Annotated in this window: 18 protein-coding genes; 17 read left to right on the top strand and 1 reads right to left on the bottom strand. The window is 66.9% G+C overall.

Annotated features, from left to right (window positions below):
- Positions 1–84: 84 nt before the first annotated feature.
- Positions 85–1,149, bottom strand: a complete 1,065-nt coding sequence (locus tag WK25_RS01485) for a glycosyltransferase family 4 protein (protein WP_069240847.1) — start codon at positions 1,147–1,149, stop codon at positions 85–87.
- A gap of 661 nt (positions 1,150–1,810) precedes the next feature.
- Between WK25_RS01485 and flhD the strand changes: the two genes are divergently transcribed.
- The 17 genes from flhD to WK25_RS01400 all read left to right on the top strand — a co-directional run bounded on the left by flhD (position 1,811) and on the right by WK25_RS01400 (position 17,661).
- Entirely contained in the window at positions 1,811–2,131 is a 321-nt protein-coding gene (flhD, locus tag WK25_RS01480; protein WP_014895554.1) for a flagellar transcriptional regulator FlhD, read from the top strand.
- Positions 2,132–2,226: 95 nt separating this feature from the next.
- Positions 2,227–2,781 (top strand): flagellar transcriptional regulator FlhC, encoded by a 555-nt coding sequence (gene flhC / locus WK25_RS01475; RefSeq protein ID WP_034209584.1) that lies wholly within the window; start codon positions 2,227–2,229, stop codon positions 2,779–2,781.
- A gap of 192 nt (positions 2,782–2,973) precedes the next feature.
- Positions 2,974–3,834, top strand: coding sequence for a flagellar motor stator protein MotA (gene motA, locus WK25_RS01470; RefSeq protein ID WP_040142890.1), 861 nt, complete (start codon positions 2,974–2,976; stop codon positions 3,832–3,834).
- A 13-nt stretch (positions 3,835–3,847) separates the two neighbouring features.
- Positions 3,848–4,867: a flagellar motor protein MotB gene (motB, locus tag WK25_RS01465; protein ID WP_040142891.1), complete on the top strand. Its 1,020-nt coding sequence runs from the start codon at positions 3,848–3,850 to the stop codon at positions 4,865–4,867.
- Between the two features lie 24 nt (positions 4,868–4,891).
- Positions 4,892–5,269, top strand: a complete 378-nt coding sequence (locus WK25_RS01460) for a response regulator (protein WP_040142893.1) — start codon at positions 4,892–4,894, stop codon at positions 5,267–5,269.
- Positions 5,270–5,302: 33 nt separating this feature from the next.
- A complete protein-coding gene (gene cheA, locus WK25_RS01455) occupies positions 5,303–7,579 on the top strand; it encodes a chemotaxis protein CheA (RefSeq protein WP_069240846.1) in 2,277 nt (758 codons plus the stop codon).
- 48 nt (positions 7,580–7,627) lie between these two features.
- Positions 7,628–8,143, top strand: coding sequence for a chemotaxis protein CheW (gene cheW / locus WK25_RS01450; protein ID WP_035971390.1), 516 nt, complete (start codon positions 7,628–7,630; stop codon positions 8,141–8,143).
- 37 nt (positions 8,144–8,180) lie between these two features.
- Positions 8,181–10,133, top strand: a complete 1,953-nt coding sequence (locus WK25_RS01445; RefSeq protein WP_069240845.1) for a methyl-accepting chemotaxis protein — start codon at positions 8,181–8,183, stop codon at positions 10,131–10,133.
- Positions 10,134–10,136: 3 nt separating this feature from the next.
- Positions 10,137–11,123, top strand: coding sequence for a CheR family methyltransferase (locus WK25_RS01440; RefSeq protein ID WP_040142898.1), 987 nt, complete (start codon positions 10,137–10,139; stop codon positions 11,121–11,123).
- The gene (gene cheD / locus WK25_RS01435) at positions 11,120–11,866 is read left to right on the top strand and encodes a chemoreceptor glutamine deamidase CheD (RefSeq protein WP_059548028.1); all 747 of its coding nucleotides are present in this window, start codon (positions 11,120–11,122) and stop codon (positions 11,864–11,866) included. The genes WK25_RS01440 and cheD overlap by 4 nt, the downstream gene beginning before the upstream one ends.
- Positions 11,863–12,954, top strand: a complete 1,092-nt coding sequence (locus WK25_RS01430) for a protein-glutamate methylesterase/protein-glutamine glutaminase (RefSeq protein WP_040142900.1) — start codon at positions 11,863–11,865, stop codon at positions 12,952–12,954. Before cheD ends, WK25_RS01430 begins: the two co-directional genes overlap by 4 nt.
- A gap of 67 nt (positions 12,955–13,021) precedes the next feature.
- On the top strand, positions 13,022–13,417 hold the full coding sequence (gene cheY / locus WK25_RS01425) for a chemotaxis response regulator CheY (protein ID WP_006754880.1): 396 nt from the start codon (positions 13,022–13,024) through the stop codon (positions 13,415–13,417).
- A gap of 2 nt (positions 13,418–13,419) precedes the next feature.
- A complete protein-coding gene (gene cheZ / locus WK25_RS01420; RefSeq protein WP_059548026.1) occupies positions 13,420–14,154 on the top strand; it encodes a protein phosphatase CheZ in 735 nt (244 codons plus the stop codon).
- Between the two features lie 274 nt (positions 14,155–14,428).
- The gene (locus WK25_RS01415) at positions 14,429–14,932 is read left to right on the top strand and encodes a DUF2844 domain-containing protein (protein WP_040144856.1); all 504 of its coding nucleotides are present in this window, start codon (positions 14,429–14,431) and stop codon (positions 14,930–14,932) included.
- A gap of 16 nt (positions 14,933–14,948) precedes the next feature.
- Positions 14,949–16,220 carry a DUF3443 family protein gene (locus tag WK25_RS01410; protein WP_069240844.1) on the top strand — a complete coding sequence of 424 codons (1,272 nt, stop codon included), beginning with the start codon at positions 14,949–14,951 and terminating at the stop codon, positions 16,218–16,220.
- Between the two features lie 184 nt (positions 16,221–16,404).
- The gene (locus tag WK25_RS01405; RefSeq protein WP_069240843.1) at positions 16,405–16,902 is read left to right on the top strand and encodes a VOC family protein; all 498 of its coding nucleotides are present in this window, start codon (positions 16,405–16,407) and stop codon (positions 16,900–16,902) included.
- Positions 16,903–17,280: 378 nt separating this feature from the next.
- Complete coding sequence (locus tag WK25_RS01400) at positions 17,281–17,661, top strand: DUF805 domain-containing protein (protein ID WP_040142906.1); 381 nt, start codon at positions 17,281–17,283, stop codon at positions 17,659–17,661.
- Positions 17,662–17,840: the final 179 nt, after the last annotated feature.

Raw genomic sequence — 17,840 nt, 5'->3', positions numbered from 1 at the left:
GAGCCGCATCGTCGATGCGGCTCTTTGGTTTTTGCGACGATTTCGACGCGGATTTTCCCGGATATTTGCTGACGAATTTCGGCGTCAGGCGCCGGCGACTTGACGCAAGGTCGGCTGTTTTGCACCCGCGCAAAGCGTTTCGTAAGTTTCGACGTAGCGCCGCGCCATCGCCTTCGAACTGAAACGCGTTTCGAAGCGTGCGCGGATCGCTTCGCGCGACAGGCTGTCGATCCGGTGCAGCGCGCCGACCGCGCCCTGGACGTCCTCGACGATGAAGCCGCTCACGCCGTCCTCGATCACTTCCGGCACCGAGCCGCGGTTGAACGCGACGACCGGCGTGCCGCAGGCCATCGCTTCGATCATGACCAGCCCGAACGGCTCCGGCCAGTCGATCGGGAACAGCAGCGCCTTTGCGCCCGACAGAAACGCCGGCTTCTGCGCCTCGTTGATTTCGCCGATGAATTCGACGTGCGCCTCGCCGAGCAGCGGCTCGATCACTTCCTTGAAGTAATCGGCGTCGGCCTTGTCGACCTTCGCCGCGATCTTCAGCGGCAGCCCGCTTTGCGCGGCTATCCGGATCGCGGTGTCGACGCGCTTTTCCGGGCAGATCCGGCCGAGAAACGCGAGATATTCGGGCTTCACGTCCGGCTGGGGCGTCAGCAGCGTGTCCGGCAGCCCGTGATAGACGGTGCCGGCCCACGCGGCCTGCGGCAGCGGCTTGCGCTGCGAGTTCGAGATCGACACGACCGGTGCGTTCGCGAACGCATCGAACACCGGCTGCAGCTCGGGCAGGTCGAGACGGCCGTGCAGTGTCGTCAGGTACGGCGTATCGAGCCGAGACATCAGCGGGAACGGCAGGTAGTCAAGGTGAAAGTGAAGCACGTCGAATTCGTGCGCGACCCGGGCGACCTGCTCGATCAGGCGCATATGGGGCGCCATCGAGTCCCGGATCGACGGGTCGAGCCGCAATGCGCGCGGCCACGCCGCCTCGAGGCGGGCGGACGTGACGGAATCGCCGCTCGCGAACAGCGTCACGTCGTGGCCGAGCTCGACGAGCGCCTCGGTCAGGTACGACACGACGCGCTCGGTGCCGCCGTAGAGTTTCGGCGGGACGGCTTCGTAAAGCGGCGCGATCTGGGCAATACGCATGGCGTTCTCCGGTGTCGACCAGCGGAGCGCTCCAGTGCGCATGCTGGCCGGATACAGGTTGCGGAACTCGCCGACACACGCTTTCTGCGGTACGTGAGCGGGCCCGTGGCGGGATGCGCGGGCGCCGGGCGGCAAGCTGCGGGGCGGGGCGGCGCGGCTGACGCCGCCGCCCATTGGAGTCCATTATCGATATCGCCTTCAGGGGTTCGAGTGTTTTTTCAAACACTTAAGGCTTGTTACACGCTGAAATACGCAAAAACCCCGAGAAAAAGGGCGCGCAAACAAGAAGCGAGATGGCCACAACTATTGTTGCGCTATTGTGAAAAACCACTATAATTTTTACCGATTCGATCTCCGGCAGCCTTGCCGGACGGCCTTCCTCAGAATTCGTCGCATGTGGCACCACATTGCTTGCGAATTCGCGCATCGCCCCCCGCCGTTTGCGCCCTTTTCAATGCATCTTGTCGGAAAAATTCCTACACGGTTTACAGACAAATCCTGCATGGCATACGCCACTTCGCTGATACCGGCATAAATCCCGTTTAGCCAAAATTCGCCCTGTAAGACTGATAAACGTGCCGACGCGGCGATATTGAGCGCCTGATCGAGCAAACGTTTTCATAACATGAAAGGCCAAAGCAAAGCTCTTAACGGGGGAATCATGAGCGCCACCAGCGAAATGCTCAGTGAGATCAAAGAGGTCAACCTGTCGTACCTCCTCCTCGCGCAGCGCCTGCTGCGGGAAGACAAAGCGATGGGCATGTTCCGCATGGGCGTGTCCCAGGAACTGGCCGACGTGCTCGCGAACCTCACGCTCGCCCAGACCGTGAAGCTCGCCGCGTCGAATCAGATGCTGTGCCGTTTTCGCTTCGACGATCATGCGTTGCTGTCGTCGCTCGCCGACAAAGGCCGCAGCGACGTCGTCACGCACGCGCACTCGGCCATCCTGATGGCAGGCCAGCCGGTCGAAAGCGTCCGCTGATTCTTTCCCGCCGTTGCGTTCGTCCCGGTGCGCCGCGCCGGCGGGCGGCGTATCGGTCATTCATCCGTACCACGTCAAGCGGACGATTTTTCACCATGGCAAGCAAAAGCGTCGTGATCGAGGTGAAGGAAATCACCCTCGCCATCGAACTGATCGAACTGGGCGCCCGGCTGCAGCTGCTGGAGGCGGAGACGAGCCTGTCGCGCGACCGCCTGATCAAGCTGTACAAGGAACTGAAGGGCGTGTCGCCGCCGAAGGGCATGCTGCCGTTCTCGACCGACTGGTTCATGACGTGGCAGCCGAACATCCACTCGTCGCTGTTCTACAACATCTACCGGTTCATGCAGGACCACGGCCGCTGCGAGCCGATCCAGTCGATCGTGAAGGCGTACCGGCTCTATCTGGAGCACGTGAACCTGTCCGGCGACGAGGCGGCGCTGAGCCTCACGCGCGCATGGACGCTCGTGCGCTTCTTCGACTCGGGGATGCTGCAGATGACCCCGTGCACGCGCTGCGGCGGCCACTTCGTCGCGCATGCGCATGATCCACATCAAGGTTTCGTGTGCGGCCTCTGCCAGCCGCCGTCGCGCGCGGGCAAGACCCGCAAGGCAGCCGCCGCGCGCGCCGAACTGGCCGCCGCAGCGGCCTGAGCGCCCCGCCGGGCCGGCCCGGGCCCGCCGCGTGCCCGCATCCGGGCGCCGTGCGCGCGCTGCGCGAACCGGCCGCCGCTTGCTGGTAAACACCGCCGTGCCGCCGCCGCGCGGCCGCGAAAGTTTTCCTGCCGACTGCCGTAAACCTGATTAACGGCGGTCTCCCCGCCGGTCATTCGTGAGGGACAGGCAGTGCTGATTATCGTGGGAACACTCGTGACGCTCTTGTCCGTCTTCGGCGGTTACGCGCTGGCAGGCGGGCATCTGGGCGCATTGGTCCAGCCGCTCGAGATCCTGATGATCGTCGGCGCAGGCGTCGGCGCGTTCATCCTCGGCAACGGCATGAAGACCATCAAGGCGACGCTGCGCGTGCTGCCGACGCTCTTCAAGGGCTCGAAGTACACGAAGGACGTCTATATGGAACTGATGGCGCTTCTGTACGTGCTGCTCGCGAAGGCGCGCAAGGAAGGCACGCTGACGCTCGAGGCCGACATCGACGATCCGGACAAGAGCCCGATCTTCACGCAATACCCGAAAATCCTCGCCGATCGCCACATCGTCGAGTTCCTGACCGACTACCTCCGGTTGATGGTGGGCGGCAACATGAACGCGTTCGAGATCGAAAGCCTGATGGACGAGGAGATCGAGACGCATCACACCGAAGGCGAAGGGCCCGCGCACGCGCTGATGCGCGTCGGCGACGCGATGCCGGCGTTCGGGATCGTCGCGGCCGTGATGGGCGTGGTGCACACGATGGCGTCGGCTGACAAGCCGCCCGCGGTGCTCGGCGCGATGATCGCGCAGGCGCTGGTCGGCACGTTCCTCGGGATCCTGCTGTCGTACGGGCTGATCGGGCCGCTCGCGAGCCTCGCGGAGCAGCGCGTCGCCGAATCGACCAAGATGTTCCAGTGCATCAAGGTGACGATTCTCGCGAGCCTGAACGGCTACGCGCCGGCGATCGCGGTCGAGTTCGGCCGCAAGGTGCTGTTCTCGACCGAGCGCCCGTCGTTCACGGAGCTCGAAGAGCACGTGCGCCGCGTGAAGGCGAAGTGACGCGGAGCGGGCAATGAGCAAGAGCAAGGATCACGCGATCGTCGTCAAACGGGTGGCCCCGCAGAAGAAGGGTCATCACGGCGGCGCATGGAAGCTCGCGTATGCGGACTTCATGACCGCGATGATGGCGTTCTTCCTGCTGATGTGGCTGCTGAGCTCGGTCACGCCGGTGCAGCTGAAGGGGATCGCCGAATACTTCAACACGCCGCTGAAGGCCGCGCTGTTCGGCAGCGGCGATCGCAGCTCGCAGGACTCGAGCATCATCAACGGCGGTGGCCGCGACCTGTCGAGTGCCGACGCCGGCACGCTGCGCCGCACCGACGGCTCGACCAACCTCGCCGACCGCATCGCGAAGGCTGGCGACGACAAGACGCGCTCGCAGGCGCAGGGCGCTCAGGACCGCCTCGAGCAGATGCGCCTGCACGACCTCCAGATCAAGCTGATGGCGGCGATCGAGGCGAATCCGACGCTGCGCCAGTTCAAGCAGCAGATCCGCATCGACTCGACGCTGATGGGGCTGCGCATCGAAATCGTCGATTCCCAGAAGCGGCCGATGTTCGCGATGTCGAGCGATCACGTGGAGCCGTACATGCGCGACATCCTGCGCGAGATCGGCAAGACGCTGAACGACGTGCCGAACCGGATCATCGTCCAGGGCCATACCGACGCGGTGCCGTATGCGGGCGGCGAGGGCGGCTACAGCAACTGGGAGCTGTCGGCCGACCGCGCGAACGCGTCGCGCCGCGAGCTGATCGCGGGCGGCATGGACGAGTCGAAGGTGCTGCGCGTGCTCGGCCTCGCGTCGACGCAGAACCTGAACAAGGCCGATCCGCTCGATCCGGAAAACCGCCGGATCAGCGTGATCGTGCTGAACCGCAAATCCGAAGACGCGCTGATGCGCGACGACGCGACGACCACGACGCTGTCGGCCGATGCCGCGGGCTCGAAGCTGCTCGCGCAGCAGCTCGGCGGCGCGGCGCCGGCGGCGCGACCGGCGCTCGCGAGCGCCGTCGCGGTCGCGCCGAAACCCTGACGTTTCCAAGATTCCGAGACAGACATGATCCGAACCATTCTCGCCATCGACGATTCCGCGACCATGCGTGCACTGCTGCAGGCGACGCTTGCGCAGGCCGGCTACGACGTGACCGTGGCGCCGGACGGCGAAGCCGGCTTCGACATGGCGGCCACCATGCCGTACGACCTGGTGCTGACCGACCAGAACATGCCGCGCAAGAGCGGGCTCGAGGTGATCGCGGCGCTGCGCCAGCTCACCGCGTATGCGGACACGCCGATCCTCGTGCTGACGACCGAAGGCAGCGACGCCTTCAAGGACGCCGCGCGCGACGCGGGCGCGACCGGCTGGATCGAAAAGCCGATCGACCCGGCGGTGCTGATCGACCTGGTCGCGACGCTCTCCGAGCAGACCGCCTCCTGACATGAACGCGACGAATCCAACCGGTGACCGGGCATGACTCTCGATATCACGCAGTTCTACCAGACCTTTTTCGACGAAGCGGACGAGCTCCTCGCACAGATGGAGCAGCTGCTGCTGAACCTCGACGTCGGTTCGCCCGACCCCGAGGATCTCGCCGCGATCTTCCGCGCCGCGCATTCGATCAAGGGCGGCGCGGCGACGTTCGGCTTCTCCGCGCTGACCGAAACGACCCACATTCTCGAGTCGCTGCTCGACCGCGCGCGCAACCATGAGCTGACGCTGACCAAGGAGATGGTCGACGCGTTCCTCGAGACCAAGGACGTGCTGTCCGACCAACTGGTCGACTACCGTGCGAGCGCGGAACCGGACGCGGCAGCCGCCGCGGCGATCTGCGCGAAGCTCGAGCGGCTGAAGGCGGAAAGCGGTGCGGGCGCGCCCGCGGACGCGGCGCCTGCCGCGCCGGTCGTGGCCGCCGCACCGGCGCCCGCGCCCGCCGCCGGCGCTGGCGGCGCACCCGATCACGTGGTCGAACAGGCCGTCGCGGCCGCGCATCCGGCGGCCGACGCCGACGCCGACGCCGGCGCGGACGGCCCGCACCTGAAGATCACGCTGATCGGCGTGGACGCGAAGGACCAGGCGCTGCTGACCGAGGAACTCGGCAATCTCGGTCGCATCGTCGGCCGCGAGGAAGCGGGCGCGGACTTGACGCTGTGGCTCGAATCGGAAGTGCCGTCCGACGACATCATCGCCGTGTGCTGCTTCGTGATCGACGACAGCCAGATCCGCATTGGACGCGGCACCGCGGCGGCCGCTCCGGCGGCGCCCGCTGCCGCGCCGGCCGCCGCCGAACCGGCCGCCGCGCAGCCGGCCGCGCGCGTCGAAGTATTCGCGGACGCGGCGGGTGCCGCGCCGGGCGCCGCCGCATCGCAAGCGCAGGCGCAGGTACAAACCCCGGCAGCATCGGCCGCACCGGCGCAGCCGCGCGCTGCCGCACAACCGGCGCCGCAGCCGCATGCCGAACCCGCCGCGCAGCCGGCGCAGTCGGCGCCGGCGGCCGCGCATCACGACGACAAGCGCCCGCGCCCGGCCGCCGCCGCATCGGGCGCCGAAGGCAGCTCGATCCGCGTCGGCGTCGAGAAGGTCGACCAGTTGATCAATCTCGTCGGCGAACTCGTGATCACGCAGGCGATGCTCGCCGAAACCGCGAGCGCGTTCGACCCGGCGCTGCACGATCGGCTGTTCAACGGGATGGCGCAGCTCGAGCGCAACGCGCGCGATCTGCAGGAAGCGGTGATGTCGATCCGGATGATGCCGATGGATTACGTGTTCAGCCGCTTCCCGCGGCTCGTGCGCGACCTCGCCGGCAAGCTCGGCAAGCAGGTCGAGCTCGTCACGTTCGGCCAGGCGACCGAACTCGACAAGAGCCTGATCGAGCGAATCATCGATCCGCTCACGCACCTCGTGCGCAACAGCCTCGACCACGGGATCGAAACGGTCGACAAGCGCGTCGCCGCCGGCAAGGACGGCGTCGGCCAGCTTGTGCTGTCGGCCGCGCACCATGGCGGCAACATCGTGATCGAAGTGAGCGACGACGGCGCGGGCCTGAACCGCGAACGGATCCTTGCGAAGGCCGCGAAACAGGGCATGCAGATTTCCGAGAACATCAGCGACGACGAAGTCTGGCAGCTGATCTTCGCGCCGGGCTTCTCGACCGCCGAGACGGTGACCGACGTGTCGGGCCGCGGCGTCGGGATGGACGTCGTGAAGCGCAACATCCAGTCGATGGGCGGTCACGTCGAGATCTCGTCGCAGGCCGGCCGCGGCACGACCACGCGGATCGTGCTGCCGCTCACGCTCGCGATCCTCGACGGGATGTCGGTGAAAGTCGGCAGCGAGATCTTCATCCTGCCGCTGAACTTCGTGATGGAGTCGCTGCAGCCGTCGATCGACGACATCTACACGGTCGGCAACGGCGAGCGCGTGGTGCGCGTGCGCGGCGAATACCTGCCGCTCGTCGCGCTGCACGAAGTGTTCTCCGTGGACGACGCGCGCACCGATCCGACGCAAGGGATCGTCACGATCATGGAAACCGAGGGGCGCCGCTTCGCGATGCTGATCGACGAACTGGTCGGCCAGCAGCAGGTGGTCGTGAAGAACCTCGAAACGAATTACCGCAAGGTGCACGGCATCTCGGCGGCGACCATCCTGGGCGACGGCAGCGTCGCGCTGATCGTCGACGTCGCGGCGCTGAACCGCGAAACCCGTGCGACGCACGGCGCCCGAGCCGGCGCCGAGCTCGCGATCTTCTGACTCTCGCCATTCAACCGATTGGGGGCAAACGTGTCTGCTGAAGTCCAAATGATCAATCCGGCCGCGGCGAACGCGGCTACCAGCCGCCGCGACGCCGAACACGGCGATGCGACGGGCCAGGAGTTCCTCGTCTTCACGCTCGGTGACGAGGAGTACGGGATCGACATCCTGAAGGTGCAGGAAATCCGCGGCTACGACAGCGTCACGCGCATCGCGAACGCGCCTGACTTCATCAAGGGCGTGATCAACCTGCGCGGCATCATCGTGCCGATCGTCGACATGCGGATCAAATTCCATCTCGGCCGCGTCGAGTACGACCACCAGACGGTCGTGATCATCCTGAACGTGTCGAACCGCGTGGTCGGGATGGTGGTCGACGGCGTGTCCGACGTGCTGACGCTGCAGACCGACCAGATCATGCCGGCGCCGGAGTTCGGCGCGACGCTGACGACCGAGTACCTGACGGGGCTCGGCACCGTCGACGGCCGCATGCTGATCCTGATGGACATCGAAAAGCTGATGTCGAGCCGGGAAATGGCGCTGATCGAGACGCTCGGCGCGTAAGCGCGCCGCGTGCGCACGAATTTCGGGAGAATCCGCAATGTTGCACAACTGGTCGATCCGCACGACGCTGACCGCGGTCGGACTCATCCTCGTGTGCCTGGCCGCCGCGGTCGGCGGGCTCGGCCTCTACGCGCTCAATCACGCGAGCCGCTCGCTCGACGAGATCGCGCACGTCGACCTGCCGGCGATTCACACGCTCGACGACACGGCCGCGCACCTGCTGCGTGCGCGCGTCGCGCTCGATCGCTTCCGTACGCTGACCGAAGCCGGCAATGCGGCCGACGCGACGAAGGTGCTCGACCGCGCGCAGGAGCTGTTCGCGAAGTCGAACCAGAACTGGCAGACGTTCCAGTCGTTGCCGAAGCTCGGCGTCGAGCAGGCGCTCGTCGACGAGCTCACCGCACGCTACACGACGATCGTGAAGGAAGGCGTCGAGCCGGAATTCGCGGCGGCGCGCGCGGGCGACATGGCCGCGTACCACGCGATTGCCGACACGAAGATCAGCCCGATGTTCGTCGCATTCGACCAGACGTCCGCGGCCGTGATCGCATCGCTGCAAAAGCGCGCGGAAGATCGCCAGGCCGCGACGCAGTCGCAGATTTCGATGATGATCGGCCTGATCGCGGCCGGCATCGCGATCGCGTTCGTGGTCGTGATCGCGATTCGCTTCGTGCTGCGCGGCCTGATCGTGAAGCCGCTCGAGGATGCGATCGCGCACTTCGAGCGCATTGCCGGCGGCGACCTCACGCAGCCGGTGAGCGTGTTCAGCACCAACGAGATCGGCCGCCTGTTCGGCGGAATCAAGCGGATGCAGGACGCGGTGACGACGATGGTGCAGGCGGTGCATCGCGGCACCGAGTCGATCGACGTCGGCGCGCGCGAGATCTCGACCGGCAACACCGACCTGTCGCAGCGCACCGAGGAACAGGCCGCGTCGCTGCAGGAAACCGCGTCGAGCATGGAGCAACTGACCGGCACCGTGCGCCAGAACGCAGAGAACGCGCGGCAGGCGAGCCAGCTCGCGGTGAACGCGTCGGACATCGCGACGCAGGGCGGCGAAGTGGTCGGCCAGGTCGTGGCGACGATGCAGGACATCGCGGCCAGCTCGGGCAAGATCGTCGACATCATCGGCACGATCGAAGGCATCGCGTTCCAGACCAACATCCTCGCGCTGAACGCGGCGGTCGAAGCCGCGCGGGCCGGCGAGCAGGGCCGCGGCTTCGCGGTGGTGGCCGGCGAAGTGCGCTCGCTCGCGCAGCGCAGCGCGAGCGCCGCGAAGGAAATCAAGCAGCTGATCGGCGATTCGGCCGAGAAGGTCGACAGCGGGTCGGCGCTCGTTGCGCGCGCGGGTTCGACGATGGACGAAATCGTGCAGGCCGTGCGCCGCGTGACCGACATCATGGGCGAGATCAGCGCCGCGTCGGACGAGCAGTCGACCGGCATCGAACAGGTCAATCGCGCGGTCGGCCAGATGGATTCCGTCACGCAGCAGAACGCGGCGCTCGTCGAGCAGGCAGCGGCAGCGGCCGCGTCGCTCGAGGAGCAGACGCGCCAGATGAAGGCGATCGTGTCGGAATGGCGCGTCGCGGGCGGCATCGCGCTCGCGCCGGCGCGCGGCGCCGCGCGCCCGGCCGCGCATGCTGCGGCCGCGGCACCGGCATTGCCGTCGGACAACCGCCACGACGGCGCCCCGGCTGCGCTGCCGGCGCCGCACGCGGCGGCCCAGCCCGCGGCACGCCGTGCCGCCAGCGCCCCGCATGCCGCCGCCCCGGCGTCGGGCAACGATGCGAAGCGCACGGCCGAGCCCGCCGCCCGCGCGCAGAAGGAAGCGCCGGCCGCCGGCGGCTACGGCCCGCGCCTCGCGAAGGCGTCGGCTGCGCCGGCCGGCAAGCCGACGGAGAAGCCCGCACTGGTGCGTCCGGCGCTGAACGGCGAGAAGCCGGCGGTCGCCGCGGCCGGCGGATCCGACGACGACTGGGAGACCTTCTAAGCCATGCCGTCCGCGCGCGCACCGTTTCGATCCGATGCCCCGGAAGCCTCGCCCCGCGCGGGCGAGCCCGGGCGCGACTTCGCGTTCACCGGCGCGGATTTCGCACGCATTCGCGCGCTGATTCATCAACGCGCCGGGATCTCGCTGTCCGAGCACAAGCGCGACATGGCGTACAGCCGGCTTGCTCGCCGGCTGCGCGCCCGCGGCCTCGACACGTTCCGCGATTATCTGGACCTGCTCGAGCAGGAGGACGATCCGCTCGAGTGGGAAGCGTTCACCAACGCGCTGACGACGAACCTGACCGCGTTCTTCCGCGAGTCGCACCATTTCCCGATCCTCGCCGAGTTCGTGAAGACGCGGCCGGCGCCGGTCTCGGTGTGGTGCTCGGCGGCGTCGACCGGCGAGGAGCCGTACTCGATCGCGATCACGCTGATCGAGGCGCTCGGCGAATCGGCCGCGCGCGGCGCGTCGATCCTCGCGACCGACCTCGACACGCAGGTGCTCGCGAAGGCCGACGCCGGCATCTACACGTACGACCAGGTCAAGCACCTGAGCCCCGAGCGGCTCAAGCGCTTCTTCCTGAAAGGCACCGGCGCGCAGGCCGGCCGCGTGAAGGTGCGCCCCGAACTGCGCGCGATGATCCGCTTCGAGCAACTGAACCTGACCGATGCCGACTACGGAATCGGCAAGCCGTTCGACGCGATCTTCTGCCGCAACGTGATGATCTATTTCGACAAGCCGACGCAGGGGCAGGTGCTGTCGCGCTTCGAGCCGCTCGTGAAGCCGGGCGGGCTGCTGTTCGCCGGGCATTCGGAGAACTTCACGTACGTCACGCAGGCGTTCCGGCTGCGCGGGCAGACCGTATACGAACTGACGCGCGATGCCGCGCAGGGTGCGCGTGCGCGCGGCGCGGCCACGCCGGCCGCGGTGCCGCCGCGCATGGCCGCACGCGTCGCGGGTGGCGCGCCCGCTTACGGAGAACGCGGATGAGCGCCCTGCCGATCGCGACCAATCGCTACTTCGACAATCACTTCGAACGCCCGGGCGTGAAGCTGTTGCCGAACGAGTTCTACATGACGTCCGAGGACATGGTGCTGATGACCGTGCTCGGCTCGTGCGTCGCCGCATGCCTGCACGATCCGTTCGCGGGCATCGGCGGGATGAACCACTTCATGCTGCCCGACGACGGCGCGGATGCCGGCGCGGCCGCGTCCGACGCGATGCGCTACGGCGCGTACGCGATGGAAGTGCTGATCAACGAACTGATCAAGGCCGGCGGACGCCGCGAGCGCATCGAGGCGAAGGTGTTCGGCGGCGCGGCCGTGCTGGCCGGGATGACGACGATCAACATCGGCGACCGCAACGCGGATTTCGTGCGCCGCTATCTGGCGCTTGAACGCATCCGGATCACCGCCGAGGATCTGCAGGGCGTGCATCCGCGCAAGGTCGCGTTCATGCCGCGCTCCGGCCGCGCGATGGTGAAGAAGCTGCGGCTGCAGGTGCCGGGCGTGACCGAGCGCGAAGCCGCGCTCGCGCGCGAGGCCGAGCGCCTGCGCGCCGCACGGCCGCGCGCGCACGTCGAGCTGTTCGCGGCGAAGCGGCCGGCCGCGCCGCCGCCGGCCCGGCCGCGCATCGAGTTGTTCGGCGCGCGCGGCGGCGCAGCCGCGCCCGCGGCCGGCGTGAAGACAGGCAGCTCTTATGCGGCCAACCTTTCGAGAAAGCAGGAGGCATGACCGCAGTGCAGAAGATCAAAGTGTTGTGCGTCGACGATTCGGCGCTGATCCGCAGTCTGATGACGGAGATCATCAACAGCCAGCCCGACATGACGGTGTGCGCAACCGCGCCCGATCCGCTCGTCGCGCGCGAGCTCATCAAGCAGCACAACCCGGACGTGTTGACGCTGGACGTCGAAATGCCGCGCATGGACGGCCTCGACTTCCTCGAGAAGCTGATGCGCCTGCGGCCGATGCCGGTCGTGATGGTGTCGTCGCTGACCGAGCGCGGCTCGGAAATCACGCTGCGCGCGCTCGAACTCGGCGCGGTGGATTTCGTCACGAAGCCGCGGGTCGGCATTCGCGACGGCATGCTCGACTACGCGGAAAAGCTCGCGGACAAGATCCGTGCGGCGTCGCGCGCACGCGTGCGCCAGGCGCCGCAGCCGCAGGCCGCCGCGCGCACGGCCAGCGGCCAGCCGGCGGCGCCGATGGTCAACAACCCGCTCGTCAGTACCGAGAAGCTGATCATCATCGGCGCGTCGACGGGCGGCACCGAGGCAATTCGCGAGGTGCTGACGCCGCTGCCGCCGGATGCGCCGGCAGTGCTGATCGCGCAGCACATGCCGCCCGGCTTCACGAAATCGTTCGCGCAACGGCTCAACGGGCTGTGCCGGATCGCGGTGAAGGAAGCCGAGCACGGCGAGCGCGTGCTGCCGGGTCACGCATACATCGCGCCCGGCCATGCGCACTTGCTGCTCGCGAGGAGCGGCGCGAACTACATCGCGCAGCTGTCGGACGAGCCGCCGGTGAACCGCCACCGGCCGTCGGTCGACGTGCTGTTCCGCTCGGCGGCGCAGCACGCGGGCAAGAACGCGATCGGCGTGATCCTCACGGGGATGGGCCGCGACGGCGCGGCGGGCCTGCTGGACATGAAACGCGCGGGCGCGTATACGTTCGCGCAGGACGAGGCGAGCTGCATCGTGTTCGGGATGCCGCGCGAGGCAATCGCGCTCGGCGGCGCGGACGAGATCGTGCCGCTCGCCGAGATGAGCCGGCGCGTGATGGCGCGACTGGCGACGATGGGCGACCGCGTGCAGCGCGTCTGAATGAAATGTAACCGGGCACGTGCGATGCTGCGTGCCCGGACGGTAACGAATCTGCAAAGGAACGACGATGGACAAGAGCATGAAAATCCTGGTGGTGGACGACTTCCCGACGATGCGCCGGATCGTCCGCAACCTGCTGAAGGAGCTGGGCTACACGAACGTCGACGAAGCCGAGGACGGCGCGGCCGGCCTCGCACGGCTGCGTGGCGGCGGCTTCGACTTCGTGATCTCGGACTGGAACATGCCGAACCTCGACGGCCTCGCGATGCTCAAGGAAATCCGCGCTGACGCGACGCTCACGCACCTGCCGGTGCTGATGGTCACGGCCGAGTCGAAGAAGGAGAACATCATCGCGGCTGCGCAGGCGGGCGCGAGCGGCTACGTCGTGAAGCCGTTCACGGCCGCGACGCTCGACGAGAAGCTGAACAAGATCATCGACAAGATGGCCAAGGCCGGGAGCTGAACGTGAACGAGCCGATCCATGCGGCGCTTGCCGGCGCGGCAGTCAACGCCGACGGCCATGCCGAAGGCGCCGATTACGCGAGCGACCGGATCCTCGCCCGCATCGGCCACGTCACGCGCACGCTGCGCGATTCGATGCGTGAACTCGGGCTCGACAAGCACGTCGAGCGTGCGGCGGAAGCCGTGCCCGACGCGCGCGACCGGCTGCGCTACGTCGCGACGATGACCGAGCAGGCGGCCGAGCGCGTGCTGAACGCGATCGAGATCGCGAAGCCGATGCAGGAACGCATCCACAACGAGGCCGAGGCGCTCGACGCGCGCTGGGCGCAGTGGTACGCGGCGCCGATCGAGCACGCGGAAGTGCGCGAGCTGATGCACGACACGCGCACGTTCCTGCACGCACTGCCCGAAGCCGCATCGGCGACCAGCGCGCAACTGCTCGAGATCATGCTCGCGCAGGACTTTCAGGATCTGACCGGGCAGGTGATCAAGAAGATCATGGACATGGTCTACCTGATCGAGCAGCAGCTGCTGACCGTGCTCGTCGAGAACATCGCGCCCGAGCGGCGCGAGCAGTTCGCGGCGACCGCGGCCGCGCTCGCGGCCGAGCAGAAGATCAGCGCAACCGGCAGCCCCGAGTCGCTGTTGAACGGGCCGCAGATCGCGCCGGAAGGCAAGTCCGACGTCGTGCAGGATCAGGCGCAGGTCGACGACCTGCTCGCCAGCCTCGGTTTCTGATCCTGCGCGGTTGCATCCCGTGACATCGGCGCCGCTGCACAGCGGCCCGATGGGCAGCGCGTGCGCAGGGTTCCCCCCCTCCCGCGGCGTGCGTGCCGCAGGCGATGTTGCGTCGCGTCATACTGCGACCAATTGACACTCTGACACACTCCGCAGGCATACTACGCGTCAGCAGGCAACGAAGCGCCATTCTTGCGATTCTTATTTGTTGACTGGCGGCGCCGGATCTGATTGCGGCGCGTCGGGCAGCGAAACCAGTCCCTTGGGGGGGAACGTGAAGCTGAAACGCTTGGGCTGGGCCGTCGTGCACGCGACGGCTGCAACGGCTGTGCTGTGGTCGGTCCACGCACACGCCGAACTGGGCGGCGCGCCGATGTCGCCGCCGGCGGACGATCACGCCGCGACCGTGCGCGCGATGCAGCGCGCGATGCGCTCGGCCGACGGCGCGCAGGCGAACGCCGCCGCGTACACCGTCCGCGAGATCACGCTCGGATCGGGCACGATCATCCACGAATACACGACCGCCGGCGGCACCGTGTTCGGTCTCGCATGGCGCGGGCCGAGCATGCCCGACCTCGAATCGCTGCTCGGCAGCTATTTCCCGCAGTACACCGCCGGCGTGCAAGCCGCGCATGCGGCGCGCGGCTGGCGCGCGCCGGTGTCCGTCGATACGACCGGCCTCGTGATTCGCACCGGCGGCCACATGGGCGCGTTCGCGGGGCAGGCATGGCTGCCGAACGCGCTGCCTGCCGGGCTGACCGGCACCGACATCCAGTGACAGCGGGAGAGCGATCTTGACCATTCCTCGTACCTTCAAGCGCTGGCTGGGCCTGCTGAGCGTGGCGGCTGCCACGGCGATGCTCGTGAGCGCATGCGGCGGCGGCGACGACAACGGCGGCGGCAACAGCGGCGGCTCCAGCGTATCGGACGGCAATACGGCGAACACGGCCGTGATCACGGTCGGCACCGGCGTCGCGCGCGTGATCAACATCCCGACCGTCAACGTGAAGATCTGCGCGCCGGGCACGTCGAACTGCCAGGTGGTCAGCAACGTGCTCGTCGACACCGCGTCGTATGGGCTGCGGCTCGTCGGCAGCGCGTTGTCGTCGGGTGTATTGAACAATCTGCCGCAAACGACGAATGGCGGAGCGCCGGTCGTGGAGTGCGGGGCTTTCTTATCTAGCTATACATGGGGTACGGTGCGCACAGTCGACTTGTCGATTGGTAGTGAACAGGCGAATTCGCTGCAGGTGCAAATCATCGGGGACTTAGGCACGGCTAACGTGCCGGGCACATGCACAAACGGAGGTAAGTCAGCCAACACGGCTAGCGATCTCGGCGCGAACGGCATTCTCGGCATAGGACCGGCTCCGTACGACTGTGGTCCGAGTTGTACGACATCGACGTCGCCAAGTAGTAACAACTATTATGTTTGCCCCAACGGAAATGCCAGTTGCGTGGTGTCACCGGTTTCGCAATCTCAGATTGTTGCCAACCCGATCCATCATTTTGCGACCGACAACAACGGCGTGATCGTACAGATGCCGAACATCTCGAGCAGCGGGCAGGGGAGCGCGACGGGGCTGCTGACGTTTGGGATCGGAACGCGGAGCAATAATGCACTCAATGCGTCGACCATGCTGACTTCGACGACAGGTGGCGATGTCGACGCAACGTTCCAAGGCCGTCAGTTGTTGACCGCGAACGGCGGCGGCGCATTTTTCGATACGGGTTCCAACGCTTACTTCTTTGACTCTCAAGCCACACCTATCTGCAACCAGAATTCGGATTTCTATTGCCCGACGACGACAACGACCTATACAGCGACGTTGACCGGTAAAAACGGCACGGCCGGTACTGTTTCGATGGCGGTAGCAAATGCGGATTCGTTGTTTCAAAACAGTTCGACATTCGCGTTCAACGATATCGCTGGATGGCTGAGCGCGGATCAGTCGAGGCCGTCGTTGTGGCTCGATCTCGGCATGCCGCATTTCTACGGCAAGACGATCTACTTCGGGATGGACAAGACGTCGAGCGGCGGCGCGCAGCCTTACGTCGCGTTCTGAACGCGAGCGCGCGGCGGCTACCGGAGAGGGGGCGAGCAATCGCCCCCTTTTTTCGTTCGTCTCCGGATTCCGGATTCCGGGTTCCGGATTCCCGACTACGGGCCGGTCGGCCGCACCGTCCCGTTACAGCGTCTACGATATAAGACCGGCACCGGTGCCGCCACGACATCGAGGAGACAGCGCCATGAGCCAGCGTATTCAACGCATCACGCCGTTCCTGTGGTTCGACCGCGACGCCGAGGCGGCGGCGAACTTCTACGTCTCGGTGTTCGACGACGCGCGCATCCTGCACGTCGCGCGCTACGGCAAGGCCGGCGCGCAGGCGTCGGGGCAGGCCGAGGGCACGGTGATGACGGTGTCGTTCGAACTCGACGGACAGGCGTTTCTCGCGCTGAACGGCGGCCCGGCGTTTCCGCTCACGCCGGCCGTGTCGTTCGTCGTCAACTGCCGCGATCAGCCCGAGATCGACCGCTACTGGGCGGCGCTCGCCGAAGGCGGCGACGAGCGCGCGCAGCAGTGCGGCTGGCTGCGCGACCGCTTCGGCGTGTCGTGGCAGGTGGTGCCCGTGCAGATGGCCGAACTGATGGCCGGTGACCCGGCACGCGCCGAGCGCGTGATGGCGGAAGTGATGACGATGAAGAAGCTCGATCTCCGCGTGCTGGAGCGAGCGGCGGCCGGCTAGGGGAATGGCCGGCCGCTCCGGGGGCGGCTGGCGCGGCACGCGGCGGCAGGGGCAGGCCGGGCGATTCGCGCGTCTGTTCCCCGTCGTCCGGTAAATCGCGTACCGAACGACCGTTTTGATTATCGATCGCAGCGCGTTTCATTCGGCTGCAATCAACCGATGGATTATCGGTCTGTTAATTTTGTTCGGCACGAATCATTATTAAAATGACGTGACAAGCAAGGCGCCGCCGCGGCGTTCAGCCGTTGCAGCAGCCGTTGTGCGACGTTGACGGCGATGGGCGGCCGCTGCGAGAAAACAGATGCAGCACGCTGAAATTCAAATTTATAATGCCGCGTTGTTTCCGGGGTCGTCGATATAAAACATGAGGGCAATAACATGAATTTCACCGAAGCCATTCGTTCCGTATTCAACCAGTACGCGAAATTCGAAGGCCGCGCGCGCCGCGCCGAATACTGGTATTTCGCGCTGCTCACCGGCATCGTGTCGCTCGCGTGCCAGGTGCTCGCCGCCGTCGGCCGCGAGACGGGGGCGATTTCGCTGCTGCTGGCGCTCGTCGCACTGATCGTGTCGCTTGCGCTGGTGCTCCCGAGCCTCGCGGTCACCGTGCGCCGGCTGCACGATACCGGCCGCTCAGGCTGGTTCCTGCTGATCGCGTTGATTCCGATCGTCGGCGGGATCCTGCTGCTCGTGTGGATGTGCTCGCGCGGCACGAACGGCCCGAATCGCTACGGCGCCGATCCGATTCCGGCGATCTGAATGCCGGCCGCCCCGTGCGCGACGCCGTCGCGCCGGGGCCGGTCGTTCGCCGCCTGGCCTGGACCGGTTCGCTTCTCCCGCTCCCGCTTCGCGGCTTCCCGCTCCCGCATCCCGCTCCCCGCTTCGGCTGCCATCGATTCACCGGCCTCTCGCCTCACCCCCCGCGCTTCCTCGGCTTC

It is taken from the genome of Burkholderia latens (genome assembly GCF_001718795.1).
GTDB classification, from domain to species: domain Bacteria; phylum Pseudomonadota; class Gammaproteobacteria; order Burkholderiales; family Burkholderiaceae; genus Burkholderia; species Burkholderia latens_A.
The sequence above is the reverse complement of the archived record's forward strand: the minus strand, read 5'-3'. Positions and strand labels throughout refer to the sequence as shown.